The organism is Pseudomonas sp. v388 (genome assembly GCF_003935425.1).
In the GTDB taxonomy this organism is placed as follows: Bacteria; Pseudomonadota; Gammaproteobacteria; order Pseudomonadales; family Pseudomonadaceae; genus Aquipseudomonas.
Genome location: NZ_RHQN01000007.1, coordinates 75,793 through 102,502, shown reverse-complemented (window position 1 = coordinate 102,502; position 26,710 = coordinate 75,793). Strand labels below are relative to the sequence as shown.

Here is a 26,710-nt window from a genome sequence, read left to right as displayed (position 1 = left end):
TCTAGAATCGCCCGACATTTTCGCCTGGATACACCCCCCAGACAATGTCGTCATTTATCAGTAAGCCCCGCAATCCGGACACATTGACTCGGTTGGCCCAGGCTGTGGCCGTCGCTGCGACTGCGCTGCTGGCAGGCTGCCAGACCACCGCCCAGGTCGAGCCCGCCGCCACTCATCGCGCGCCCAACCTCACGGCCGCAATCAAGCAGAAGCCGATCTTCCTGACGCATAAAGCCAACCCTGCGGCACCGCCGCAGGATGTCTGGGAACGCATGCGCGAGGGCTTCCAGCTTCAGCAGGGCAACGACCAGAACCCGCGTATCGACCAGCAGCGCCTGTGGTTCGCCAATAACCCCTCGTTCCTGGAGAACGCCGGTGAACGTGGCAGCCTTTATATGCATTACATCGTCGAGCGCCTCGAAGAGCGCAACATGCCGCTGGAACTGGCCCTGCTGCCGGTCATCGAAAGCGCCTACAACCCGATGGCGATCTCCCGCAGCAAGGCCGTGGGCCTGTGGCAGTTCATTCCGTCCACGGGGCGCTACTTCAACCTGCGCCAGACCAACTTCTATGACGGCCGTCGCGATATCCAGGCCTCCACCGTGGCGGCGCTGGATTACCTGACCCGGCTGCACGACATGTTCAACGGCGACTGGCTGCTGGCCCTGGCCGCCTACAACGCCGGTGAAGGTACGGTCAGCCGCGCCATCGAGCGCAACGACAAGCTCAACCTGCCGACCGATTACTGGAACCTGCCGCTGCCGCAGGAAACCCGCGATTACGTGCCCAAGCTGCTGGCATTGTCCCAAGTGGTGTTGTCGCCCGAGGCCTATGGCGTCAACCTCAACCCCATTGCCAACGAACCCTATTTCGAAGTCGTCGAACTGGACAAGCGTGTCGATCTGGCCAAGGTCGCCAGCGCGGCCAACATCGACGAAGACGAGCTGATCCAGCTCAACCCGGCCTTCAAGAAGCGCCTGACCATCGACGGTCCGCAACACTTGCTGGTGCCGACGGCCAAGGCGCAGGAGCTGACCGCCAGCCTCTCGACCATGAAGCAGGAAGAGCTGGTGGCCTGGCAGCCTTATCGCGTGCGCCGCGGCGACACTCTGGAAAGCCTGGCCAGCCGTTATCAGGTCTCGGTCAGCTCAATCAAGGGCAACAACAAATTGTCCGGCAGCCGCCTCAAGGTCGGCCAGTCGCTGAGCATTCCGGTCAGGCCCGGCGTCACGCCGTCCCAGCCGGTATTCCAGACCCTGGCCAGCACTGACAAGCCGGCTCGCAGCCGCAACTACACGGTGCGCAGCGGCGACAACCTGACCAACATCGCCAAGGCCAACAAGGTCGCGGTCGAAGACCTGCAGCACTGGAACAAGCTGTCGGGCCATCAGCTCAAGGTCGGCCAGACCCTGGTGATGGAAGACAACAGCAAGGCGTCGAGCACTGCCAGCACCAAGGGCGAAGGCAAGTCGATGCAGTACAAGATCCAGAAAGGCGACTCGATGTATCTGGTCGCCAAGCGTTTCAACGTCGAGATGCAGCATCTCAAGCGCTGGAACCCGCGCAGCGGCAAGGCCCTCAAGCCGGGCCAGACCCTGACTGTCTACCTGCCGCATTGACGAGTTCGGCCATTCGCTTGCGAGTGGCCGACACGCCCTCCCCTGAACCGCCATGCCGGCAGTCTTTTTCCAGCCCGGACAAGCTGTTACTGTTAGCGACCCTAAAGCCCAAGCTGCCTGGATCGTGATACGACCCTTCCTGTTCATCGCCAGTCTGGGCTTGAGCTTCTGCGCCGACGCAGCCATCACTGAAAGTCATGGCTATGCGCAATTCGGCGTTCTCAAGTACCCGGCCAGCTTCACTCACTTCGACTGGGTCAATCCCGAGGCGCCGAAGGGTGGCACCTTGCGAATGATGGCGTTTGGGACTTTCGATACGCTCAATCCTTACACCTTCAAAGGCACCAGCCCGGTTTCCACCGGCAATTTCCTGCAATACGGCGTCAACGAGCTCAATGAGCCGCTGATGGTCGGTACCGGGCAATACGACCCTTCCGGTGACGAGCCGACCTCCAGCTACGGCCTGGTCGCCCAGAGCGTCGAGTACGCCGAAGACCGAAGCTGGGTGGTGTTCAATATCCGGCCACAGGCACGCTTTCATGACGGCAAGCCCATGACCGCCTATGACGTGGCGTTTTCCTACCGCACGTTGCTCAAGGACGGTCATCCGCAATACCGCACCGCCCTGCAGGAAGTACAGCGGGTCGACATCCTCAACCGGCACCGCATTCGCTTCGTGTTCAAGCGCGCCGGCAACCCGCTGCTGATCCTGCGCCTGGGTGAGCTGCCGGTGCTGCCGCAGCACTACTGGAAGGACCGCGACTTCAAGGCCACCACCTTCGAGCCGCCGCTGGGCAGCGGGCCGTACCGCATTACCCGAGTCAGCCCGGCGCGGCAGCTGCTGTTCGAGCGGGTAAAGGATTACTGGGGCAAGGACCTGCCAGTCAATCGCGGCAAATACAATTTCGACCGGGTCGAGGTGGATTTCTATCGCGACAGCAACGTCGCTTTCGAAGCGTTCAAGGCCGGGGAATTCGACATCTACATCGAACACCAGGCCAAGAACTGGGCCAACGGCTACAACTTTCCGGCGGTGGCCAACGGACAGGTGATCAAGGCGCAGATCCCGCACCGGATACCGACCCAGAGCCAAGGGTTGTTCATGAATACCCGGCGCCCGGCGTTCTCTGACATCCAGGTGCGTGAAGCCCTGGGGCTGCTGTTCAATTTCGAATGGACCAACCGCACGCTGTTCAGCGACGCCTATTCACGCTCGACGAGCTATTACCCCAACAGCGAGTTTTCCGCGACGGGACTGCCGACCGGGCATGAATGGCTGTTGTTGGCGCCATATCGCGACCGACTCCCGCCCAGCCTGTTCACCCAGCCTTACACACCGTCGAAAACCGACGGCGGCGGCATTCCCCGGGACACCCTGCGCAAGGCGCTGGGCCTGCTCGACAAAGCCGGCTGGACGTTGTCGGCTCAAGGCCTGCTCAATGCCAATCGACAGCCTTTGCGGTTCGAGATCCTGCTGGTCAACCCCAACCTCGAACGCATCCTGCAACCCTACATCGAAGACCTGCGCCGCCTCGGCATCCAGGCCGGCCTGCGTACCGTGGACCGGGCGCAATACAAGCAACGCCTGGACCGTTTCGACTTCGACATGATCCTCATGACGTTGCCGCAGACCCTGAGCCCTGGCCTGGAGCAGTGGCAGTATTTCCATTCCAGCCAGGCATTGGTGAACGGCAGCAAGAACTACGCCGGCATTGCCAACCCGGTGATCGACGACCTGCTCAACAAGCTGCTGGCGGCTCAGACCCGCGATGAACAGGTGGCGGCAACCCGCGCCCTGGACCGCGTCCTGCTTTCGCAGCACTACAGCATTCCCAACTGGTACCTGAACAATCATCGCCTGGCGTATCGCAATCGATTCGCCATGGTCACCACCCCGCCCTACACCCTGGGCTTGCGTGCGTGGTGGCTCAAGACTCTGGAGGAGACCCGATGACCCCTTTGCGCACCTTGCTTGGCGGCGTGTTGCTGGCCGGTCTGGCCTGCACTGCCCAGGCTGCACCGCGACACGCGCTGACGCTGTACGACGAAGCGCCCAAGTACCCGGCCGACTTCAAGCATTTCGACTACGTCAACCCCGACGCCCCCAAGGGCGGCACCTTGCGCCAGGCCGGCTTCGGCGGGTTTGACAGCTTCAACCCGTTCATCAACAAGGGCGTTGCGGCCGAAGACATCGGCATGATCTACGACACCCTGGCCCGCGCCAGCCTGGATGAGCCGTTCACCGAATACGGCCTGATCGCCGAAAAGATCGAAAAGGCCCCGGACAACAGCTGGGTGCGCTTTTACCTGCGCCCCGAAGCCCGCTTTCACGACGGCCATCCGGTGCGCGCCGAAGACGTCGAATTCAGCTTCAAGACCCTGATGGAACAAGGCGCGCCAATGTATCGCGGCTACTACGCCGATGTAGACAAAGTGGTGGTCGAAGATCCGCTGCGCGTGTTGTTCAAGTTCAAGCGCACCGACAACCGCGAAATGCCGCTGATTCTCGGCCAACTGCCGGTACTGCCCAAGCATTTCTGGGCCAACCGGGAATTCGCCGCCGGCAACCTGGACTTTCCCCTCGGCAGCGGTCCGTACAAGGTTGCAGCCGCCGAAGCCGGACGCTCGGTACGCTATGAACGAGTCAAGGATTACTGGGGCAAAGACCTGCCGATCAACAAGGGCTTCTACAACTTCGACGTGATGGCCTACGACTATTACCGCGACAACACCGTCGCGCTGGAGGCCGGCAAGGCCGGGCAGTTTGACTACTGGCTGGAAACCAGTGCCAAGAACTGGGCAACCGCCTACAACACTCCGGCCGTCAAGGAAGGCCGGCTGATCAAGGAAGAGCTGCCCAACGGCAACCCGACCGGCATGCAGGGCTTTGTCTTCAACATGCGCAAGCCGATGTTCCAGGACGTGCGGGTGCGTGAAGCGCTAACCCTGCTGCTGGACTTCGAATGGACCAACAAGCAACTGTTCAACGGTTCCTACACCCGTACCCGCAGCTACTTCGAGAATTCGGAGATGGCGGCCACCGGCCTGCCGTCGGCCCAAGAGCTGAAAATCCTCGAACCGTTGCGCGGCAAAATCCCGGACCGGGTCTTCACCGAAGCCTTCCAGCTGCCGGTCACCGACGGCAGCGGCATGCTCCGCCCGCAACAGCGCCGCGCCTTCCAGTTGTTGCAGGAAGCGGGCTGGAAAGTGGTGGACGACAAAATGGTCGATGCCCAGGGCAATCCGATGAAGATCGAGTTCCTGGTGGCACAGACCGAGTTCGAGCGGGTACTGCTGCCCTTCAAGCGCAACCTCAACGACCTGGGCATCGAACTGGTGATCCGCCGCTCCGATGTGTCGCAATACATCAATCGACTGCGTTCCAGGGACTACGACATGATCGTCAGCAGTTTCCCGCAGTCAGCCTCGCCCGGTAACGAACAGCGGGTGTATTTCGATTCCTCCAGTGCCGACAATCCCGGCAGCCGCAACTTCATGGGCCTGAAAGATCCGGCTGTGGACGCGCTGGTCGCCGGGCTGATCAATGCCGACTCGCGCCAGAGCCTGATTACCCATACCCGCGCCCTGGACCGCGTGTTGCAGTGGGGTTTCTACGTGCTGCCCAACTGGCATATCAAGACCTGGCGCATTGCCTATTGGGATCACATCGCTCACCCGCGCACTGGCGATCAGGGCTTGTCCGATATCGGTATTTCAACCTGGTGGGCCAAGCCCGACGCCAAGCCGGCGACACCCGTGAATGCCAACGGCGCGGGCCAACCTGCAAGCAACGCCACGGAGCACTGACATGCTGGCTTATATTTTCCGGCGCCTGCTGCTGATCATTCCGACGCTGCTGGGTATTCTGATCATCAACTTCATCATCGTCCAGGCGGCGCCCGGCGGGCCGGTGGAGCAGATGATCGCCAAGATCGAAGGCTTCGACGGCGCCACCAGCCGTATCGCTGGCGGTGGTGCCGAGGTGGCGGTGGCAGGCTCCAACTACCGGGGCGCACAGGGCCTGGACCCGGCGCTGGTCAAGGAAATCGAGCGCATGTACGGCTTCGACAAGTCGCCGCCCGAGCGCCTGTGGCTGATGATCAAGAACTACGCGCAGCTGGATTTCGGCGACAGTTTCTTCCGCGACGCCAAAGTCATCGACCTGATCATCGAAAAGATGCCGGTGTCCATTTCCCTCGGGTTGTGGAGCACGCTGATCATGTACCTGGTGTCGATCCCGCTGGGCATCGCCAAGGCCACCCGGCATGGCAGCGCCTTTGACGTGTGGACCAGTTCGGCGATCATCGTCGGCTATGCGATCCCGGCGTTCCTGTTCGCCATCCTGTTGATCGTGCTGTTCGCCGGCGGCAGTTATTTCAACTGGTTCCCGCTGCGCGGACTGACGTCGAACAACTTCGACGAACTGAGCACCCTGGGCAAAGTGCTCGACTATTTCTGGCATCTGGTGCTGCCCGTCACCGCGCTGGTGATCGGCAACTTCGCCACCATGACCCTGCTGACCAAAAACAGCTTTCTCGACGAGATCGGCAAGCAGTACGTGGTCACCGCCAAGGCCAAGGGCCTGTCCAACAACCGGGTGCTGTACGGTCACGTATTTCGCAACGCGATGCTGCTGGTGATTGCCGGGTTCCCGTCGGCGTTCATCAGCATCTTCTTTACCGGTTCCCTGCTGGTGGAGGTGATCTTTTCCCTCGACGGCCTGGGCCTGATGAGTTTCGAGGCGGCGATCAATCGCGACTACCCGGTGGTGTTCGGCACCCTGTTCATCTTCACCCTGCTGGGCCTCGTCGTGAAGCTGATCGGCGATATCACCTACACCCTGGTGGACCCGCGCATCGACTTTGAAAGCAGGAAGCATTGATATGAAGCTGTCTCCTCTCAATCGCCGCCGCTTCGAACGTTTCAAGGCCAACAAGCGCGGCTGGTGGTCGCTGTGGCTGTTTCTGATCCTGTTCGGCCTGAGCCTGGGTGCCGAATTGATCGCCAATGACAAGCCGCTGGCCGTGCGCTACGACGGCAGCTGGTATTTCCCGGTGCTGGAGCGCTACCCGGAAACCACCTTCGGCGGCGAGTTTCCGCTGGAGGCCAACTACAAAAGTCCCTACATCAAGGAGCTGCTGTCGGCCAAGGGCGGCTGGACGCTGTGGGCGCCGATTCCGTTCAGTTACGAAAGCATCAACTACGACCTGAAAGTCCCGGCCCCCGCTCCGCCGTCCAGGGAAAACCTGCTGGGCACCGATGACCAGGGCCGCGACGTGCTGGCCCGCGTGATCTACGGCTTCCGGATTTCCGTGCTGTTCGCCCTGACCCTGACGGTGCTCAGCTCCATCATCGGCGTCATCGCCGGCGCCTTGCAGGGTTTCTACGGCGGCTGGGTCGATTTGCTTGGCCAGCGCTTCCTGGAAGTCTGGTCCGGGCTGCCGGTGCTGTACCTGCTGATCATTCTGGCCAGTTTCGTGCAGCCCAATTTCTGGTGGCTGCTGGGCATCATGCTGCTGTTTTCCTGGATGAGCCTGGTGGATGTGGTACGCGCCGAATTCCTGCGCGGCCGCAACCTGGAGTACGTGCGGGCGGCCCGGGCGCTGGGCATGCAGAACGGCGCGATCATGTTCCGCCACATCCTGCCCAATGCGATGGTCTCGACCATGACGTTCATGCCGTTCATCCTCACCGGTGCCATCGGCACTCTCACCGCGCTGGATTTCCTGGGCTTCGGCCTGCCCGCCGGCTCGCCCTCGCTGGGTGAGCTGGTCGCGCAAGGCAAGGCCAACCTGCAGGCGCCGTGGCTGGGCATCAGCGCCTTCGCGGTACTGGCCCTGATGTTGACCCTGCTGGTATTCATCGGTGAGTCCGCCCGCGATGCTTTCGACCCAAGGAAATAAGATGAACGATGACAATCTGATCGAAATCCGCGATCTGGCGGTCGAGTTCGTGGCGGGCGATTCGCGTCAGCGCGTGGTGGAGAGCATCAGCTTCGACATTCGCCGTGGCGAAACCCTGGCGCTGGTCGGCGAAAGCGGATCGGGCAAATCCGTCACCGCGCACTCGATCCTGCGCCTGCTGCCCTACCCGGCCGCCAGCCATCCGCAAGGCAGCATCCATTACGGCGGCGACGACCTGCTCAAGGTAAACGAAAAGAAACTGCGCTCGATCCGTGGCAACCGGATCGCCATGATCTTTCAGGAGCCGATGACCTCGCTCAACCCACTGCATTCGGTGGAAAAGCAGATCAACGAAGTGCTCGGGCTGCACAAGGGCCTGACCGGCCAGGCGGCGACTGAGCGCACGTTGGAGCTGCTTGAGCTGGTGGGCATCCCCGAGCCGCGCAAACGCCTCAAGGCGCTGCCTCACGAGCTGTCCGGCGGGCAGCGCCAACGGGTGATGATCGCCATGGCACTGGCCAATGAGCCGGAGCTGTTGATCGCCGACGAGCCTACCACCGCACTGGACGTGACCGTACAACTCAAGATCCTCGAATTGCTCAAGCACCTGCAGGCCAGACTGGGCATGGCATTGCTGTTGATCAGCCACGATTTGAACGTTGTCCGGCAAATTGCGCATCGCGTATGTGTCATGCAGCGCGGTTGCATCGTCGAACAGGCATCGTGCGAAGAGCTGTTCCGTTCGCCGCAGCATCCGTATACCCGGATTCTGCTGGGTGCCGAACCCAGCGGTGGCCCTTCGCCCAACCCGGCCGGGCCTGCGCTGCTTGAAGTCGAGAACCTGAAAGTCTGGTTCCCGATCAAGAAAGGCCTGCTCAAGCGCACCGTCGATCACGTCAAAGCGGTAGACGGCATCGGCTTCAGCCTGCCCAAGGGGCAGACCCTGGGGATCGTCGGCGAAAGCGGATCGGGCAAATCGACGTTGGGCCTGGCTATTCTTCGGCTCATCGGCAGCCAGGGAACCATACGGTTCCAGGGTGAGGCGCTAGAATGCCTGTCGCAGCAACAGATTCGCCCGTTGCGCAGGCAGATGCAGGTGGTGTTTCAGGATCCCTTCGGAAGCCTGAGCCCACGGATGTCGGTGGGTGAAATCGTTGGCGAAGGCCTGCGGATTCATCGCATGGGAACGGCCGCGGAGCAAGAAGCGGCCATTATCGAAGCACTCAGGGAAGTAGGCCTGGACCCGGAAACCCGGCACCGCTACCCCCATGAGTTCTCCGGTGGGCAACGGCAGCGCATCGCCATTGCTCGTGCACTGGTGTTGAAACCGGCGCTGATTCTGCTGGACGAGCCGACTTCGGCCCTCGACCGGACGGTTCAGCGCCAGGTGGTGGAGCTCTTACGCTCGCTGCAAACCAAGTACAACCTGACGTATTTGTTCATCAGCCATGACCTGGCTGTCGTCAAAGCGCTGAGCCACCAACTGATGGTGGTCAAGCAAGGCCAAGTGGTCGAACAGGGTGCGGCGCAGGCTGTCTTCGCCGCACCGCAACATCCTTATACACAGCAGCTGCTGGAGGCCGCCTTTTTGGCGCCGGTAGCTGTCGATTAACCTGAAGAGGAACAACACATGGGTTTTCTCGCCGGTAAGCGCGTCCTGATCGTCGGTGTCGCCAGTAAACTGTCCATCGCATCCGGCATCGCTGCCGCCATGCACCGTGAAGGCGCCGAACTGGCCTTCACCTACCAGAACGACAAGCTCAAGGGCCGTGTCGAAGAGTTCGCCGCAGGCTGGGGCTCGGGTCCTGAGCTGTGCTTCCCTTGCGACGTGGCCAGCGACGAAGAGATCAACAAGGTCTTCGAAGAGCTGAGCAAGAAGTGGGACGGCCTGGACGTGATCGTTCACTCGGTCGGCTTCGCACCGGGCGACCAGCTCGACGGCGACTTCACCGAAGCCACCACCCGTGAAGGCTTCCGCATCGCTCACGACATCAGCGCCTACAGCTTCGTGGCCCTGGCCAAGGCCGGTCGCGAAATGATGAAAGGCCGCAATGGCAGCCTGCTGACCCTGTCGTACCTGGGCGCAGAGCGCACCATGCCGAACTACAACGTGATGGGCATGGCCAAGGCCAGCCTGGAAGCGGGCGTCCGCTACCTGGCCGGCAGCCTCGGTCCCGAAGGTACTCGCGTCAACGCGGTATCGGCTGGTCCGATCCGTACGCTGGCGGCTTCGGGTATCAAGAACTTCCGCAAGATGCTGGCTGCCAACGAAGCGCAAACCCCGCTGCGTCGCAACGTGACCATCGACGAAGTCGGCAACGCCGGCGCGTTCCTGTGCTCGGACCTGGCTTCGGGTATCAGCGGTGAGATCATGTACGTCGACGGTGGCTTCAACACCACCGCGATGGGCAACATCGAAGAGTAATAGCTACAACGCTGCACAAAGAAGGCCGCTCGTTGAGCGGCCTTTTTTTGCATGTCCGAACGTACGTCCGCAGGAGCGAGCCTGCTCGCGAAGACGTTGGCACAGTCGCAAACGATGTATCGGCCGTACAGACGTTTTCGCGGACAAGTCCGCTCCTGCAGGAATTGCGTTCGGACGCCCACAGAAAAGGCCGCTCAATGAGCGGCCTTTTCTGGAGCGAGGTCGAAGCTTAGAACTTCTCGATCTTCGCCTTGCTTTCCAACTCGGCGCGGTAGGCAGCGAAATCCTGCTGACCGGCACGTGAAGCGAGGAAGCGACGGTACTGCGTCTTCTCGGCATCCGTCGGCGCAGCCGCCTGATTAACACCGTTGAGACGCACAATCACGAAGCTGCCATCCGCCGCGGTCACGCTGGCGAACTCCGGCTTGTCCTTGCCTTCAGGCTTGGGCATGCGGAACAGCGTTTGCAGCACGGTTGGCTCTACGCCTTCCTGATTGCGAGTCACCGCTTCCAGCACTTTCCACTCCCGGCCGTCCTGCTTGGCCGCCAATGGTACCTTGCCATCACGCAAACCGGCCAGCAACGCCTCGCCCTTGGCTTTCGCCGCAGCGCTGGCGTGATCCTTGACCAACTGGCCGCGAATCGCAGCGGCAACGGTCTCAAGCGGCAACTGCTGTGGCTGCAGATGCTCCTTGGAACGGACCACCACGACAGTCTCCGGGTCCAGTTCCAGCGTGTTGCTGTTGGAACCTTCCTCAAGGACTTCCGGGCTGAATGCGGCCTGGATAATCGCACGGTTGGCCGTCAAGCCTTCGCCGCCTTCACGGCCGAATGGCGCAGTCGTCTGAACCTTCAGGCCCAGTTCCTGAGCCGGCTGAGCCAGGTCGGAAGATTCGAAAGCCAGATCTTCCAGCTGCTTGGTCACTTCGACGAACTTCTGCTCGACCTGTTGGGATTTCAGGTCGGTGGTCAGCTTGTCCTTCAGGCTGGCAAAGGTCGGGACCGACGGTGCTTCGACGCCCAACAACTTGATCAGGTGCCAGCCGAAGTCCGTACGCACGGGCTGCGAGACCTGATCCTTGTTCAGCGCATACAGCGCCTGCTCAAACGCCGGATCATAGACGCCCTTGCCTGCGTAACCCAGATCGCCGCCCTTGTTGGACGAACCCGGGTCCTGCGAGAACTCCTTGGCCAGCTTGGCGAAGTCTTCACCCTTGGCCAGACGCTGCTGAATATCTTCCAGCTTGGCCTTGGCCTTGGTTTCGTCGCTTTCTTCGATCAGGATGTGAGCGGCACGACGCTGTTCGGAGAGATTGGCGATTTCCTTCTGGTAAGCCGCCTGCAAATCCTCGTCCTTGACCTGCACCTTGTCGAAGAAGGCCGATTTCTTCAGCTCGACGTACTCCAGCACCACCTGCTCAGGACTCATGAATTCCTTGGCACGCTCGTCGTAGTGCGCCTTGACCTCATCGTCGGTCACCTTCACCGCCGCCGGATCGGCCGGCAGAGTGAGGGAAGCGAAGTCGCGGGTCTGCTTTTCCAGACGGGCAAACGCATCGACCTGCGCGTCGGTCACGAACGCACTGCCGGCCACACCGGCCCGGACCTGACCGATCAGCATTTCCTGGCCAAGCATCTGGCGGAACTGCAGGCGGCTGTAACCCAGCTGACGGATCACCTGATCGAAGCGATCGGCATTGAACTTGCCGTCCACCTGGAATTCAGGCGTCTGCAAAAGCTGTTGGTCCAGCGAAGCGTCGGAAAAGGAGAACTTGGCATCGGCTGCACCTTGCAGCAGCAGCTTGCGGTCGATCAGCCCCTTGAGCGCGGATTCGCGCAGCAGCTTCTCGTCCAGCATTGCAGGATCGAAATCCTTGCCCAACTGCTGGGCCAGTTGCTGGGCAAGCTGGCGACGCTGCATGTCCACGGCCTGGCTCAACTCGTTCTGAGTGACCTCTTCGCCGTTGACCTCGGCCGCGTTCTGTTTGTTGCTGGTCGCGGTAAACATCGCCTCGATGCCGGTGAAGGCCATCAGCGCGATGATGATCCCGATGATTGTCTTGGCAATCCAGCCCTGTGAATTGTCCCTGATGTTCTGCAGCATTGCGTCCCCCAAAACGGTTGAACTGACTAACCAACCGCGGAGCGTGGGTAGAAAGCGGATAGAAGAAAGGCGCATCCGAGGATGCGCCTTCTCGTAACTGACGGAGCGGAAGGGCTCGACCCCTTCGACAGCGCAGACTGATGTCGCACTGCCGCTCCGCTACCGGCCCGGACTGAATCCGAACCGGCGGGCAAAGGCTTCTGGAAGCTTAGTTTACGGCTTCTTTCAGTGCTTTACCGGCCTTGAAACCTGGTTTCTTGGCAGCAGCAATTTCCAGCGTCTTACCGGTCTGAGGATTGCGACCAATACGAGCAGGACGGTCTGTAACGGAGAACGTACCAAAGCCAACCAATACAACAGAGTCGCCAGCCTTCAGAGCGCCAGTGACGGATTCGATCACTGCGTCCAGCGCGCGGCCAGCAGCAGCTTTCGGGATATCAGCAGATGCGGCGATAGCATCAATCAGTTCCGACTTGTTCACTCTAAGTCCCCTTATCTCTATATTGAGTATGTTTCTAAGTTTTAGGTGTTAAGCAAAACGAGCGCTGGAAGGCTTGCAGGTACTTGCTTGAAAGAGCCGCTTTATAACAAGGGCTCCAAAAAGCTGTCAAGGAAGCCTCACACAGTCTTAATGCGTGCTAATTCTTTCCTTAGAGTCAGACTCGCGTTTTTCATCCTTCGCAACCAGATCGGGAGCCACATCCGGCAAGGGCTCCGGCGCGTATTGCAGCGCAATTTGCAGGACTTCGTCAATCCATTTAACAGGCTTGATTTCAAGATCCTGCTTGATATTGTCGGGAATTTCCTTCAAATCACGTACGTTTTCTTCCGGAATGATCACCGTCTTGATGCCGCCGCGATGCGCGGCCAGAAGTTTTTCCTTCAGACCACCAATGGCCAGCACCTGTCCGCGCAGCGTGATCTCACCCGTCATGGCGACATCGGCACGCACCGGAATCTGGGTCAATGCCGACACCAGCGCCGTGCACATACCGACGCCCGCGCTCGGACCGTCCTTGGGCGTGGCACCTTCGGGCATGTGGATGTGCGTGTCGCGTTTCTCGTGGAAATCCGGGGCTATGCCCAGGCTTTTCGCGCGGCTGCGCACTACGGTCAAGGCCGCAGTGATCGACTCGACCATCACATCGCCCAACGAACCGGTCTTGATCAGGTTGCCTTTGCCCGGCACCACGGCCGCCTCGATGGTCAGCAATTCGCCGCCGACCTGAGTCCACGCAAGCCCCGTCACCTGTCCGATCTGATCCTGCTGCTCGGCCAGACCGTAGCGGAATTTACGCACGCCCAGGAAGTGCTCGAGCATGTCCGCCGTGACACGAATTGCAAAACGTTTTTCCAGCGCATGCTCTTTCACGGCCTTGCGGCAGACCTTGGCGATCTGACGCTCAAGGCCGCGCACGCCCGCCTCGCGGGTGTAATAGCGGATGATGTCGCGGATCGCCTCTTCGTCAAATTCGATTTCACCCTTTTTCAGACCATTGGCCTGAATCTGCTTGGGCGAAAGGTATTTCACGGCGATGTTGATCTTTTCGTCTTCCGTGTAGCCCGGCAGACGGATCACTTCCATACGATCGAGCAGCGCCGGCGGAATATTCATCGAGTTGGACGTGCACAGGAACATGACGTCCGACAGGTCGTAATCGACTTCCAGGTAATGGTCGTTGAAGTTGTGGTTCTGCTCCGGGTCTAGCACTTCAAGCAGCGCCGAGGCCGGATCGCCACGCATGTCGCTGCCCATCTTGTCGATTTCGTCGAGCAGGAACAGCGGGTTGCGAACCCCCACCTTGGTCATCTTTTGTATCAATCTTCCTGGCATCGAACCGATGTAGGTGCGGCGATGACCACGAATTTCGGCTTCATCACGTACCCCGCCTAGCGCCATGCGCACGAATTTGCGGTTGGTGGCGTTGGCGATTGACTCGGCCAGGGAGGTTTTACCCACGCCCGGAGGACCGACCAGGCACAACACAGGGCCGCGAATCTTCTTCACCCGCTTCTGCACCGCGAGATACTCAAGGATGCGTTCCTTGACCTCGTCCAGGCCGTAGTGATCGGCATCCAGGATCGCCTCGGCACGCGCCAGGTCCAGACGAACCTTGCTCTGCGCCTTCCACGGCACCTGGACCAGCCAGTCGATGTAGGAGCGAACCACGGTGGCTTCAGCCGACATGGGCGACATCTGCTTGAGCTTGTTCAGCTCGGCAGTGGCCTTGGCCAGCGCATCCTTGGGCAGGCCCGCAGCATCGATGCGCTTTTTCAGCTCTTCGATTTCGTTATGGCCTTCGTCGCCATCGCCCAGCTCTTTCTGAATGGCCTTCATCTGCTCATTCAGGTAGTACTCGCGCTGGCTGCGCTCCATTTGTTTCTTGACGCGACCGCGGATGCGTTTTTCGACCTGCAGCAGGTCGATTTCAGCATCCAGCAACGCCAGCACGTGCTCGACGCGCGACGGCAGGTCAATGATTTCGAGAATGTCCTGCTTCTGCTCGATTTTCAGCGCCATGTGGGCGGCCATGGTATCGACCAGGCGACCCGGCTCATCGATGCTGTTGAGTGAGGACAGCACTTCGGCAGGCACTTTCTTGCCCAGCTGAACGTACTGTTCGAACTGCGCCAGCAGGCTGCGTACAAAAACTTCGGACTCGCGGTCCGGGGCATCGACTTCGTCGATCAACGCGACTTCGGCGCGGTAATGGCCGTCGACCTCGATGAAGCGCTCGACCGAACCGCGCTGCTCGCCTTCGACCAGCACCTTGACGGTGCCATCGGGCAGTTTGAGCAGTTGCAGGACGGTGGCAACGGTACCGACGCTGTACAGGGCCTTCTCGCCCGGATCATCGTCGGCAGGGTTTCTCTGCGCGAGCAACAGGATCTGCTTGTCGCCGGTCATCGCCGCCTCAAGGGCTTCGATAGACTTCTCGCGCCCCACGAACAGCGGGATAACCATGTGCGGATAAACCACAACATCACGCAATGGCAAGAGAGGCAATTCAATGGTGGTCTTCATGATTTCGCCTCTACGGCGGCCAATCGGCCGTGGACAGATGGAATAAGCTTGAAGCCAAGATGGGGGCAGTTTTCAAAAAAAACAAGCCTTGACGTCCGGGCGCTTGAATAACTGCATGGAATGCGTGATAGGGGCCACGCCCTGAAAATGCAAAAAGGGCCCGAAGGCCCCTTTCGTGTCACTTGGCACATCCACGCGGCAAGGCCGGTTTATGCGTCAGGAGCGACCTTGGCAGGCGGCTCGCTGTTTTCGTAGATCAACAGCGGCTTGGACGTGCCTTCGATCACGCTTTCGTCGATCACCACCTTGCTCACGTCGGTCTGCGACGGGATTTCGTACATGGTGTCGAGCAGAACGCCTTCGAGGATGGAGCGCAGGCCACGGGCGCCGGTCTTGCGCTCCAGCGCGCGACGGGCAACCGATTTCAACGCGTCGGTACGGAACTCGAGATCCACACCTTCCATTTCGAACAGCTTGGCGTACTGCTTGGTGAGCGCGTTCTTCGGCTCGGTGAGAATCTGCATCAACGCAGCCTCATCCAGTTCGTCCAACGTGGCCAACACCGGCAAACGACCGACGAATTCCGGGATCAGACCGAACTTGACCAGATCGTCAGGCTCGACTTCACGCAGGGATTCGCCGACCTTCTTGCCCTCTTCCTTGCTGCGAACCTCGGCATTGAAGCCAATGCCACCACGGGTGGACCGGTTCTGGATGACTTTCTCCAGGCCCGAAAAGGCGCCGCCGCAAATGAACAGGATATTGCGCGTGTCCACCTGCAGGAATTCCTGCTGGGGATGCTTGCGCCCGCCTTGCGGAGGAACGGAAGCCACGGTGCCTTCGATCAGCTTCAGCAGAGCCTGCTGTACGCCTTCGCCGGACACGTCACGAGTAATCGAAGGGTTGTCGGATTTGCGCGAGATCTTGTCGATTTCGTCGATGTAGACAATACCCATCTGGGCCTTCTCTACGTCGTAATCACATTTCTGCAACAGCTTCTGAATAATGTTTTCCACGTCTTCACCGACATAACCGGCTTCGGTCAGGGTCGTGGCGTCGGCGATGGTGAACGGGACATTGAGCAGGCGGGCCAGGGTTTCAGCCAGCAGCGTCTTGCCCGAGCCGGTAGGCCCGATCAGCAGGATGTTGCTCTTGCCGAGTTCGACATCGTCGTTCTTCTTGTCACGCTGATTCAAACGCTTGTAGTGGTTGTACACCGCTACTGCGAGAACCTTCTTGGCACGTTCCTGACCAATGACGTATTGATCTAGGATGCCGCTGATTTCTTTGGGCGAAGGCAATTTATGCGCACTGCTTTCGGCCTGGGCTTCCTGCACCTCCTCGCGGATGATGTCGTTGCACAGGTCGACGCACTCGTCGCAGATAAAGACCGAGGGGCCGGCAATCAATTTGCGCACTTCATGCTGGCTTTTGCCACAGAAGGAGCAATAGAGCAGTTTGCCGTTGTCCTCGCCGTTGCGGGTGTCAGTCATTCGATCGATCCAATCCGGTAGGCTTGCAACACAAGATGAAGGCTATCGCGGGCTTTTTCAAGTCCGCGGGCGGCAGGTTGTGCCGCCCGCCCACATTTTGCGCAGCTTAAGCAGGCATTTGACGCTTGTTGATCACCGAGTCGATCAGGCCGTATTCCGCCGCACGCTCAGCGCTCATGAAGTTGTCACGCTCGGTGTCACGCTCGATGGTCTCCAGGCTCTGGCCGGTGTGATGCGCCAGCAGCGAGTTGAGGCGGTGGCGAATATGCAGGATTTCCTTGGCATGGATGTCGATATCCGACGCCTGACCCTGGAAACCGCCCAACGGCTGGTGAATCATCATGCGCGAGTTGGGCAGGCAGTGACGCTTGCCTTCGGCGCCGCCAGCGAGCAGGAACGCGCCCATGCTGCAAGCCTGGCCGATGCAGATGGTCGACACGTCCGGCTTGATGAACTGCATGGTGTCGTAGATCGACATACCTGCAGTCACCGACCCGCCTGGGGAGTTGATATAGAGATGGATATCCTTGTCCGGGTTTTCCGCTTCCAGGAACAGCAATTGCGCCGCGATCAGGTTGGCCATGTAGTCTTCAACCGGCCCGACCATGAAAATCACGCGCTCCTTTAACAGGCGCGAGTAGATGTCATAGGCGCGCTCGCCGCGGGCGGACTGCTCGATAACCATCGGGACCAGGCCGCCAGCGGCCTGGATGTCAGAGTTCTGCTGAATATAAGAATTGCGGGACATGTCCTGCATTCACTCCCAAATAGTCGAGTCTTGAATACGCACAAGCCAGCGCGAAGGCTGGCTTGTGGGTGTTTTCGAACGAAAGGAGAAATCAGTCGGCTTTTGGAGCTTCCACCGGCTTGACTGCTTCTTCGTAGGAGACCGATTTGTCGGTCACGCTAGCTTTCTGCAAAACAGTATCTACAACTTGCTCTTCAAGCACAACAGAACGCACTTCGTTCATTTGTTGCTCGTTCTTGTAGTACCAGGCCACAACCTGCTCAGGCTCCTGGTAGGCCGAGGCCATTTCCTGGATCAGGTCACGTACGCGGGCATCATCGGGCTTGAGGTCGAACTGCTTGACGACTTCAGCAACGATCAGGCCCAGCTCGACGCGGCGCTTGGCCTGCTCTTCGAACAGCTCGGCCGGCAGCTGGTCAGGCTTGATGTTGCCACCGAACTGCTGAACAGCCTGCACGCGCAGACGGTTGACTTCGTTTTCCAGCAGCGCCTTAGGCACTTCGATCGGGTTGGCGGCCAGCAGACCGTCCATGACCTGGTTCTTGATCTTGGACTTGATCGCCTGACGCAGCTCGCGCTCCATGTTCTTGCGAACTTCGGCGCGGAAACCGTCGATGCCGGTTTCCTTGATGCCGAACTGCTTGAAGAACTCTTCGTTCAGCTCAGGCAGCTTTGGCTCGGAAACGCTGTTGACGGTAACGGTGAACTCGGCGGCTTTACCAGCCAGCTCCAGGTTCTGGTAGTCCTCGGGGAAGGTCACGTTCAGTACGCGCTCTTCGCCGGCCTTGGCGCCCACCAGACCGTCTTCGAAACCAGGGATCATGCGGCCGGAGCCCAGAACCAGCTGGGTGCCGGTGGCGGAGCCGCCAGCGAAGACTTCGCCGTCAACCTTGCCGACGAAATCGAGGTTCAGCTGGTCTTCGTTCTGAGCGGCACGCGAGGTCTCTTCAAAACGAACGTTCTGCTTGCGCAGCACTTCCAGCATGTTGTCCAGGTCGCTGTCGGCCACTTCGGCGGACAGACGCTCGACGGAAATGGTGTCGAAACCCGCAACGGTGAACTCAGGGAACACTTCGAAGGTTGCGACGTATTCCAGATCCTTGCCCTTTTCGAAGGACTTGGGCTCTACGGCAGGTGCGCCGGCAGGGTTCAGCTTCTGCTCGACCACGGCTTCGTAGAAAGTAGCCTGGATCAGGTCGCCCAGCGCTTCCTGACGCGCGCCGTCTTCATAACGCTGGCGGATCACGCTCATAGGCACCTTGCCTGGGCGGAAGCCCGGGATCTTGGCTTTACGTGCGGTCTGCTGCAGACGCTTGTTGACTTCAGTCTCGATGCGTTCGGCAGGCACGCCAATGGTCATGCGGCGCTCAAGAGCGGAAGTATTTTCAACAGAAACTTGCATGGATATTCCTCGTTGCACAGACGTTAGCCGGCCGTTTCCGACCCCAGAATCAAGGGCATGCATTCTAGTGGGTCAAACTCAAGAAGTCACCCTACTGAAAAAGGGCAAGTTAGGAGGACGGAACCGGTTCGTCGACAGGAGCGGCCAGAACATCGTTTGCCTTGCCGCCGAGGCGTCTGGCACAGGCTATATAAAGGAAGCACCTGCGCCGGACCACTACCGGCTCCATCCACGTAGCGCGCCCTGCTCGACCGACGGCGCAAGCCGGCGGATCAGCGGGACGATAATTCCAATACGCTGAAACAAAAAAAGCCGCACTAGGCGGCTTCTTGCGTAACAGGAGTGATGCCACTCAAGCTACTTACACATCTTGGTGCGGACGGAGAGACTCGAACTCTCACACCTTTCGGCGCTGGAACCTAAATCCAGTGTGTCTACCAATTCCACCACATCCGCGTTACAAGCTTTTAAAGCAAAGGCGCCAGATCATAAACCTGGCGCCTTTTCTGAATATGGGGTGGACGATGGGGATCGAACCCACGACAACAGGAGTCACAATCCTGTGCTCTACCAACTGAGCTACGCCCACCATATTGCATGTAACCGCTACATCTACTTGCTGTGCCAAAGCTGCCTTGAATGGCGCACCCGGCAGGACTCGAACCTGCGACCATCCGCTTAGAAGGCGGATGCTCTATCCAGCTGAGCTACGGGCACTTATATAATCTGCATTCACGAACGATCACAAATTAAAAGGCTTTCAATCACACCGAGCCGATTTGCAACTCTGCCTGACCTAATCAACCAGTGCTAGCTTAACCAGTGCTGGGCTCTGCCCGGCAAGTGCGACGAATCTTATAGACGACCCCGAAGGTCGTCAACTCTTTTTTAAAAAAAATTCAGTTAGATAAAGGAGTTAGCTGATTATGCGCGCCAAGCGCCTTTGCCCTCGCGTCAGGTCATGCGAGAATGCGCGCTCATTTTATTTCCTCTCGATGGTTAATTACGCGTCATGACTGCACAACTTATCGACGGCAAAGCGATCGCCGCCAGCCTGCGCCAGCAGATCGCCAAACGTGTCGCCGAACGTCGCGAGCAAGGCCTGCGTACGCCGGGCCTCGCGGTGATTCTGGTGGGCAGCGACCCCGCCTCCCAGGTCTATGTTTCCCACAAGCGCAAGGACTGCGAGGAAGTAGGCTTCATTTCCCAGGCCTACGACCTGCCGGCCGAGACGAGCCAGGTTGCCCTGACCGAGCTGATCGATCGCCTGAATGACGATGCCGACATCGACGGCATCCTGTTGCAGCTTCCCCTGCCTGCGCACCTGGACGCTTCCCTGTTGCTGGAGCGCATTCGCCCCGACAAGGACGTGGACGGTTTCCACCCTTACAACGTCGGCCGCCTGGCCCAGCGTATTCCTCTGCTGCGCCCCTGCACGCCGAAAGGGATCATGACCCTGCTGGAAAGCACCGGTGCCGATCTGTACGGCATGGAAGCGGTAGTGGTCGGCGCATCCAACATCGTCGGCCGGCCGATGGCGATGGAGCTGTTGCTCGCCGGCTGTACCGTGACCGTGACCCATCGCTTCACCAAGGACCTGGCCGGTCACGTCGGCCGTGCCGACCTGGTAGTGGTTGCCGCCGGCAAGCCGGGGCTGGTCAAGGGTGAATGGATCAAGCCAGGCGCTATCGTCATCGACGTCGGCATCAACCGTCAGGACGACGGCAAGCTGGTAGGCGACGTTGTGTACGACACCGCGCTGCCCCGCGCCGGCTGGATTACCCCGGTTCCCGGCGGCGTCGGTCCCATGACCCGCGCCTGCCTGCTGGAAAACACCTTGTACGCAGCGGAAAGCCTGCACGGCTGATCCGATCCGTACACAACAAAAACGGCACCCTGGGGTGCCGTTTTGCATTTCAGCTGTTAATTACTTGCGCGCCGCCTCCCAGCTTTTGAGCAGCTCGTTGTAGCCGACTGTTTCACCCTTGGGCTTCTCGTTGGCCAGCTTGCGCTGTGGCGCGGCCCAGCCGTCGGGGCTTGCCTCGCCTTTCTTGTACCACTCTTCAGCCGTGGTTTCGGGGTTGAGTTTCGGTGCACAACCGCTCTTCTCCTGCGCCTTGGAGCGTTCCAGTCGCATCAGAATCGCATCCTGATCCTTGGCCAGGCCGTCGAGCGCCTGCTGGGCAGTCTTCTCGCCGGTAACCGCTTCCGCCACATGGCTCCACCACAGCTGCGCCAGTTTCGGATAGTCAGGAACGTTGGTGCCGGTCGGCGACCACTGGACCCGCGCCGGGCTGCGATAGAACTCCACCAGGCCACCAAGCTTCGGCGCCAGGGCGGTCATTTCCTTGGAGTTGATGTCCGACTCGCGAATCGGCGTCAGACCGACAATGGTCTTTTTCAGCGACACAGTCTTGGAGGTCACGAACTGCGCGTACAGCCAGGCCGCCAGGCGCTGCTTCTCCGGTGTGGAGTACAGGAACGTCCATGAACCCACGTCCTGATAGCCCAACTTCATGCCGTCCTTCCAGTAAGGCCCTTTGGGCGACGGCGCCATGCGCCACTTCGGCGTACCATCGGCATTCATCACCGGCAGGCCCGGCTTGGTCATGTCTGCGGTGAACGCGGTGTACCAGAAGATCTGCTGAGCGACGTTACCCTGGGACGGCACCGGGCCCGACTCCGAGAAAGTCATGCCTGCGGCTTCCGGCGGCGCGTAGGCCTTGAGCCAGTCGATGTATTTCTGGGTGGCGAACACCGCCGCCGGGCCGTTGGTGTCGCCGCCACGGGTAATGCTCGACCCCACCGGATGGCAGTTTTCCGCGCGAATCCCCCACTCGTCCACAGGCAAGCCGTTGGGCAGGCCCTTGTCACCGCCGCCGGCCATGGAGAACCAGGCATCGGTGAAACGCCAGCCCAGCGATGGGTCCTTCTTGCCGTAATCCATGTGGCCATAGACACGCTTGCCGTCGATTTCCTTGACGTCTTCACTGAAGAACCTGGCGATGTCTTCGTACGCCGACCAGTTCACCGGCACGCCCAGCTCATAGCCGTACTTGGCCTTGAACTTCTCCTTGAGGTCGGCCCGCTCGAACCAGTCAGCGCGGAACCAGTACAGGTTGGCGAATTGCTGGTCAGGCAGTTGGTAGACCTTGCCGTCGGGCGCGGTAGTAAACGACAGGCCGATGAAATCCTTGAGGTCCAGGGTTGGCGAGGTCACCTTCTTGCCGCTTTCGCTTTCCATCAGTTCGGTCAGCGACTGCGCCTTGCCATAGCGAAAGTGGGTACCGATCAGGTCGGAATCGTTGACCCAGCCGTCGTAGATATTCTTGTCCGACTGCATCTGGGTCTGGATTTTCTCGATCACGTCACCTTCCTGCACCAGGTCGTGAGTCAGCTTGATGCCGGTGATTTCCGAGAACGCCCGCGCCAGGGTCTTGGATTCGTACTCATGGGTGGTGAGGGTTTCCGACACCACCTTGATGTTCATGCCACGAAACGGCTCGGCGGCCTTGATGAACCATTCCAGTTCGGCCATTTGCTGCTGGGGAGAAAGGGTCGAAGGCTTGAATTCCGCGTCGATCCACTTTTTCGCGGCATCCTGATAGGCGTCCGCCCATGCCGTCACGCTCAATCCACTGCATGCCAGCATCGAAGCCAGCGCCACGCTATGTCTCAGCTTGTTGTTTTTGTAGAACATAGACACCTCCAGTTGATTATTACGACGCCCTTCCCGATCCTCACTTCATCGTGGCCGGCAGCCGCCCTTGCGCTTCAGATCGCTTCGGTCAACCCCAACGCATCACCACCAGCAACCACACCAGCGACAGCGCCGAGGCAACCCACAAACTCCAGTCCGTCACCCCCACGACCAGCAGATGAACATAGGCGCTGACCAACAGGCCGATGAACAGTCGGTCGCCGCGAGTGGTGGCGATAGGCAGGAAACCCCGCCGCTCGACGCAGGCCGAGCTGAGTTCCCAGATCGTCATGCCTGCCAGCACCAGCGCCACGGCCCCGAAAAACGCCGCCGTGATGGGTGTCCACGCCATCCATTCCATTTGCGCCTCCTCAGACGCGGCCAAGGGCAAAGCCCTTGACCACATGATTACGAACGAACCAGATCACCAGCATGCCCGGCAGGATGGTCAATACACCGGCAGCCGCCAGCACCCCCCAGTCGATCCCCGATGCGGAAACGGTACGGGTCATCACCGCCGCGATGGGCTTGGCGTTGACCGACGTGAGGGTCCGCGCCAGCAGCAACTCGACCCAGGAGAACATGAAGCAGAAGAACGCCGTGACGCCGATGCCCGAGCCAATTAGCGGCACGAAAATTTTCACGAAGAACCTCGGAAAACTATAGCCGTCGATGTAGGCCGTTTCGTCAATTTCCTTGGGCACACCGGACATGAAGCCTTCCAGAATCCACACTGCCAGCGGCACATTGAACAGGCAGTGCGCCAGCGCCACGGCGATGTGGGTATCGAACAGGCCGATGGAGGAATACAGCTGGAAGAACGGCAATAGAAACACTGCCGGCGGCGCCATGCGATTGGTCAGCAGCCAGAAAAACAGGTGCTTGTCGCCGAGGAAGCGATAGCGGGAAAACGCATAGGCCGCCGGCAACGCCACGGTCAGGGAGATCACAGTGTTCAGGCATACGTAGTACAGCGAGTTGATGTAGCCGCTGTACCAGCTGGGGTCGGTAAAGATCACTCGGTAATTGGCCAGGGTGAAGGTTTCCGGCCACAGCGTCAGGCTGCCGAGGATCTCGGTATTGCTCTTGAACGACATGTTCAGCAACCAGTAGATCGGCACCAGCAGAAACAGGATGTAGATCAGCAACGGAATCGCCTTGCGCGCATTCATGGTCGATCCTCACTTGTTCTCGTTGTGGGTCATGGCGGTGTAGAACAGCCACGACACCAGCAGGATGATCAGGAAATACACCAGGGAAAACGCCGCCGCAGGCCCCAGATCGAACTGGCCGACCGCCATTTGCGTCAGGGTCTGGCTCAGGAAAGTGGTGGCGTTGCCCGGCCCGCCGCCGGTCAGCACGAAGGGTTCGGTGTAGATCATGAAGCTGTCCATGAAGCGCAGCATCACGGCGATCAGCAGCACGCTTTTCATCTTCGGCAGCTGGATATGCCGAAACACTGCCCAGGCCGAGGCGCGATCGATGCGTGCAGCCTGGTAGTAAACGTCAGGGATCGCCCGCAGCCCGGAGTAGCACAACAGCGCCACCAGCGAGGTCCAGTGCCAGACATCCATTACCAGCACCGTGACCCAGGCGTCCATGGTGTTGGCCGCATAGTTGTAGCTGATGCCCAGGCTGTTGAGCCCCCAGCCCAGCAGGCCGATGTCCGCGCGGCCGAAGATCTGCCAGATGGTGCCGACCACGTTCCAGGGAATCAGCAGCGGGATGGTCATGATGATCAGACACAGCGACGACCAGCGGCCCTTGGTCGGCATGGTCAGGGCGATGGCGATGCCCAGCGGGATTTCGATCAGCAGCACGCAGCCTGAGTAAATGAACTGGCGCAGCAGCGAGTCATGCAGGCGCGGGTCCTGCAACACCTGGCGATACCAGTCGGCGCCGACGAAATAGCGGTTGGACTGGTCGAAGATGTCCTGCACCGAATAGTTGACCACGGTCATCATCGGCACGATGGCGCTGAAGGCCACCAGCAGGAACACCGGCAGCACCAGCCACCAGGCCTTGTTGTTCTGGACCTTGTTCATGCGTCACCTCGTTCGTGGCCCGGTTCGAGCAGAAACTCGTCGGCATAGAGCATCAGCCATTGCGCCGGAAAACTGATCCACGCCTGACCCTGGGGCACAGGCTTGTCCTCGGGCAAACGCACCTTGAGCGGCTGGCCGGCCAGGGACAGGGTCAGGATTTTGTAGGTGCCCAGATCCTCGACATGCACGACCTCGGCGCACATCGCTTCCTCGTAAGGCCCATCCCAGACGTGCACGAACTCCGGCCGGATACCGATCTTCAAGGTCTGGAAGGAAGTTCGGGCGATCAACTGGCGCATCAGGCTGGACATTCCGATCTGCACGTCGCCGAACCCGACGCCGTCGCCCTGGGGCTCGACGTCGATCAGGTTCATGCCGGGGCTGCCGATGAAATAGCCGACAAAGGTGTGGCGTGGTTTTTCAAACAGCTCGCGGGGCGTACCGAATTGCACGATCTGGCCGCCGTACATCACCGCGATCTTGTCAGCGAAGGTCGAGGCCTCCAACTGGTCGTGGGTGACGTAGACCATGGTGATGTTGAACTGCTCGTGGATCTGCTTGAGCTTGCGGCGCAGTTTCCACTTCAGGTGCGGATCGATGACGGTCAAAGGCTCGTCGAACAGGATCGCCGACACATCATCGCGGACCAGCCCGCGGCCCATCGAGACCTTCTGCTTTTCATCTGCGGTCAGGTTTCGGGCTTTCTTGCCAAGCAGCGGCTGCAGGTCCAGCACGTCGGCGATTTCCTGAACCTTGGTACGAATGCGCGTCTCGTCCATGCCCTGGTTGCGCAACGGGAAGGCCAGATTGTCGTACACGGTCATGGTGTCGTAGACCACCGGGAACTGGAAAACCTGGGCGATGTTGCGCCGTTCCGGGCTCAGCTCGTTGACCACCCGGGCGTCGAACAGTACCTGCCCTTGGGACGGGCTGAGCAGCCCGGAAATGATATTGAGCAAGGTCGACTTGCCGCAGCCGGAAGGCCCGAGCAACGCATACGCCCCGCCCTGCTCCCAAACGTGGCTCATTTCGCGGATCGCATAATCGTCCGGCCCCGGGTTGGCGCTGTAGCTGTGCGCCAGGTTCTGCAAACGGATCTCGGCCATCAGGCAACCCTCGCGATACGCACGCCGGGCGCCTGGATCAGCTTGCCCTGCTGGTCAAAGACAAACAGTTTGTGAGTCGGGATATACACGCGGATCGCCGCATCGACGTCGTAGCCGTGCACCCCCGGCAAATGCAGCACCAGCGGAAACAATTCGTTGCGCACGTGCAGGAAGGTTTCCGAGCCGCTGATTTCCGCCAGTTCGACGGTCACCGCCAGCTCCAGGTCGTCGTCGTTGGACGGCACCAGGCTCAGGTGGCTGGGCCGCACGCCGAACTGGTAATCGCCGTCGCCGATGGCGCGCAGGTCGGCGTTGAGCCGGAAATGCACGAAATTGGCGAAGCTCACCTCGTTGCCGTCGATCCGTCCCGGCATCAGATTGATCGGCGGTTCGGAGAACAGCTCGGCGGCCAGCACCGTGCTGGGCTTGTGATAGACCTGCGCGGTCTTGCCGGTCTGCACCACCCGCCCTTCATGCAGAATCGTGGTGGTTCCGCCAAGGGCCAGGGCCTCGTTGGGCTCGGTGGTGGCGTAAATCGCAATGGTGTGGCGTGCCGCGAACAGGTCGCGCATTTCCTGGCGCAGTTCTTCGCGCAGCTTATAGTCCAGATTGACCAGCGGTTCGTCGAACAGGATCAGCTCGGCATCCTTGACCAGCGCCCGGGCCATGGCGGTACGTTGCTGCTGGCCGCCGGACAATTCAAGCGGGTAGCGCTGCAGGAATTTCTCGATACGCAGCATCTTCGCGGTGTCGTGGACGCGGCTGTGAATCTGCTCCTTGGCCATTCCGGCCTGACGCAGCGGCGAGGCGATGTTCTCGAACACCGTCATGCTCGGATAGTTGATGAACTGCTGGTAGACCATCGACACATTGCGCAACCGCACCGGACGCTGCGTGACGTCGACACCGTTCATCAAGACCCGGCCGCTGTCAGGCTTGTCCAGGCCGGCCATCAGGCGCATCAGGCTGGTCTTGCCCGACAGGGTGCGGCCCAGCAAGACGTTGAAAGATCCCGGCTCAAAGCTCAGGGAGGCGTCGTCGATCCAGATTTGGCCATCGACGGCGCGGCTGACGTGCTCCAGCGTTAGAGACATGGCGTGCCCTTTATCATTTTTATTCGGGGTTGCTCGCCCTGTGTAT

At 60.0% G+C, this 26,710-nt stretch carries 20 protein-coding genes and 3 tRNA genes; 8 read left to right on the top strand and 15 right to left on the bottom strand.

What is annotated here, in order from left to right; translation table 11 throughout:
* The first annotated feature begins 44 nt into the window (after window positions 1-44).
* The 7 genes from EGJ27_RS17400 to fabI all read left to right on the top strand — a co-directional run bounded on the left by EGJ27_RS17400 (window position 45) and on the right by fabI (window position 9,947).
* Window positions 45-1,619, top strand: coding sequence for a LysM peptidoglycan-binding domain-containing protein (locus EGJ27_RS17400; RefSeq protein ID WP_125831976.1), 1,575 nt, complete (start codon window positions 45-47; stop codon window positions 1,617-1,619).
* Between the two features lie 124 nt (window positions 1,620-1,743).
* On the top strand, window positions 1,744-3,573 hold the full coding sequence (locus EGJ27_RS17395; RefSeq protein ID WP_125831975.1) for an extracellular solute-binding protein: 1,830 nt from the start codon (window positions 1,744-1,746) through the stop codon (window positions 3,571-3,573).
* Complete coding sequence (locus tag EGJ27_RS17390; RefSeq protein WP_125831974.1) at window positions 3,570-5,426, top strand: extracellular solute-binding protein; 1,857 nt, start codon at window positions 3,570-3,572, stop codon at window positions 5,424-5,426. Before EGJ27_RS17395 ends, EGJ27_RS17390 begins: the two co-directional genes overlap by 4 nt.
* A gap of 1 nt (window position 5,427) precedes the next feature.
* Window positions 5,428-6,501 carry a microcin C ABC transporter permease YejB gene (locus EGJ27_RS17385; protein ID WP_125831973.1) on the top strand — a complete coding sequence of 358 codons (1,074 nt, stop codon included), beginning with the start codon at window positions 5,428-5,430 and terminating at the stop codon, window positions 6,499-6,501.
* Between the two features lies 1 nt (window position 6,502).
* Window positions 6,503-7,522, top strand: a complete 1,020-nt coding sequence (locus EGJ27_RS17380; protein ID WP_125831972.1) for an ABC transporter permease — start codon at window positions 6,503-6,505, stop codon at window positions 7,520-7,522.
* A gap of 1 nt (window position 7,523) precedes the next feature.
* Window positions 7,524-9,134, top strand: a complete 1,611-nt coding sequence (locus EGJ27_RS17375) for an ABC transporter ATP-binding protein (protein WP_125831971.1) — start codon at window positions 7,524-7,526, stop codon at window positions 9,132-9,134.
* An 18-nt stretch (window positions 9,135-9,152) separates the two neighbouring features.
* Complete coding sequence (gene fabI / locus EGJ27_RS17370) at window positions 9,153-9,947, top strand: enoyl-ACP reductase FabI (protein WP_024687900.1); 795 nt, start codon at window positions 9,153-9,155, stop codon at window positions 9,945-9,947.
* Window positions 9,948-10,176: 229 nt separating this feature from the next.
* Here fabI and EGJ27_RS17365 read toward each other — a convergent pair whose 3' ends face one another.
* The 9 genes from EGJ27_RS17365 to EGJ27_RS17325 all read right to left on the bottom strand — a co-directional run bounded on the left by EGJ27_RS17365 (window position 10,177) and on the right by EGJ27_RS17325 (window position 19,436).
* The gene (locus tag EGJ27_RS17365; protein WP_125831970.1) at window positions 10,177-12,051 is read right to left on the bottom strand and encodes a SurA N-terminal domain-containing protein; all 1,875 of its coding nucleotides are present in this window, start codon (window positions 12,049-12,051) and stop codon (window positions 10,177-10,179) included.
* 208 nt (window positions 12,052-12,259) lie between these two features.
* Window positions 12,260-12,532, bottom strand: a complete 273-nt coding sequence (locus EGJ27_RS17360; RefSeq protein WP_002552737.1) for an HU family DNA-binding protein — start codon at window positions 12,530-12,532, stop codon at window positions 12,260-12,262.
* A 147-nt stretch (window positions 12,533-12,679) separates the two neighbouring features.
* Complete coding sequence (lon, locus tag EGJ27_RS17355; RefSeq protein WP_125831969.1) at window positions 12,680-15,076, bottom strand: endopeptidase La; 2,397 nt, start codon at window positions 15,074-15,076, stop codon at window positions 12,680-12,682.
* A gap of 209 nt (window positions 15,077-15,285) precedes the next feature.
* The gene (gene clpX, locus EGJ27_RS17350) at window positions 15,286-16,569 is read right to left on the bottom strand and encodes an ATP-dependent Clp protease ATP-binding subunit ClpX (protein ID WP_125831968.1); all 1,284 of its coding nucleotides are present in this window, start codon (window positions 16,567-16,569) and stop codon (window positions 15,286-15,288) included.
* Between the two features lie 106 nt (window positions 16,570-16,675).
* A complete protein-coding gene (gene clpP / locus EGJ27_RS17345) occupies window positions 16,676-17,317 on the bottom strand; it encodes an ATP-dependent Clp endopeptidase proteolytic subunit ClpP (protein ID WP_002552734.1) in 642 nt (213 codons plus the stop codon).
* Window positions 17,318-17,408: 91 nt separating this feature from the next.
* Entirely contained in the window at window positions 17,409-18,719 is a 1,311-nt protein-coding gene (gene tig, locus EGJ27_RS17340; protein WP_125831967.1) for a trigger factor, read from the bottom strand.
* 371 nt (window positions 18,720-19,090) lie between these two features.
* Window positions 19,091-19,175 (bottom strand) — tRNA-Leu (locus tag EGJ27_RS17335).
* Between the two features lie 57 nt (window positions 19,176-19,232).
* Window positions 19,233-19,308: transfer RNA gene (locus EGJ27_RS17330), tRNA-His, on the bottom strand.
* A gap of 51 nt (window positions 19,309-19,359) precedes the next feature.
* A tRNA-Arg gene (locus EGJ27_RS17325) sits at window positions 19,360-19,436 on the bottom strand.
* A gap of 295 nt (window positions 19,437-19,731) precedes the next feature.
* Between EGJ27_RS17325 and folD the strand changes: the two genes are divergently transcribed.
* Window positions 19,732-20,586 carry a bifunctional methylenetetrahydrofolate dehydrogenase/methenyltetrahydrofolate cyclohydrolase FolD gene (gene folD, locus EGJ27_RS17320; protein WP_125831966.1) on the top strand — a complete coding sequence of 285 codons (855 nt, stop codon included), beginning with the start codon at window positions 19,732-19,734 and terminating at the stop codon, window positions 20,584-20,586.
* A gap of 60 nt (window positions 20,587-20,646) precedes the next feature.
* On the opposite strand, the gene EGJ27_RS17315 is transcribed toward folD, so the two are convergent.
* The 6 genes from EGJ27_RS17315 to EGJ27_RS17290 all read right to left on the bottom strand — a co-directional run bounded on the left by EGJ27_RS17315 (window position 20,647) and on the right by EGJ27_RS17290 (window position 26,664).
* Window positions 20,647-22,419 (bottom strand): ABC transporter substrate-binding protein, encoded by a 1,773-nt coding sequence (locus tag EGJ27_RS17315; protein ID WP_125831965.1) that lies wholly within the window; start codon window positions 22,417-22,419, stop codon window positions 20,647-20,649.
* Between the two features lie 88 nt (window positions 22,420-22,507).
* Window positions 22,508-22,780 carry a DUF2160 domain-containing protein gene (locus EGJ27_RS17310; protein ID WP_125831964.1) on the bottom strand — a complete coding sequence of 91 codons (273 nt, stop codon included), beginning with the start codon at window positions 22,778-22,780 and terminating at the stop codon, window positions 22,508-22,510.
* Window positions 22,781-22,790: 10 nt separating this feature from the next.
* On the bottom strand, window positions 22,791-23,591 hold the full coding sequence (locus EGJ27_RS17305; RefSeq protein ID WP_125831963.1) for a carbohydrate ABC transporter permease: 801 nt from the start codon (window positions 23,589-23,591) through the stop codon (window positions 22,791-22,793).
* A gap of 9 nt (window positions 23,592-23,600) precedes the next feature.
* Window positions 23,601-24,464, bottom strand: coding sequence for a carbohydrate ABC transporter permease (locus EGJ27_RS17300; protein WP_125831962.1), 864 nt, complete (start codon window positions 24,462-24,464; stop codon window positions 23,601-23,603).
* On the bottom strand, window positions 24,461-25,570 hold the full coding sequence (locus EGJ27_RS17295) for an ABC transporter ATP-binding protein (RefSeq protein WP_125831961.1): 1,110 nt from the start codon (window positions 25,568-25,570) through the stop codon (window positions 24,461-24,463). Before EGJ27_RS17295 ends, EGJ27_RS17300 begins: the two co-directional genes overlap by 4 nt.
* Window positions 25,570-26,664, bottom strand: coding sequence for an ABC transporter ATP-binding protein (locus EGJ27_RS17290; RefSeq protein WP_125831960.1), 1,095 nt, complete (start codon window positions 26,662-26,664; stop codon window positions 25,570-25,572). Before EGJ27_RS17290 ends, EGJ27_RS17295 begins: the two co-directional genes overlap by 1 nt.
* Window positions 26,665-26,710 lie beyond the last annotated feature (46 nt).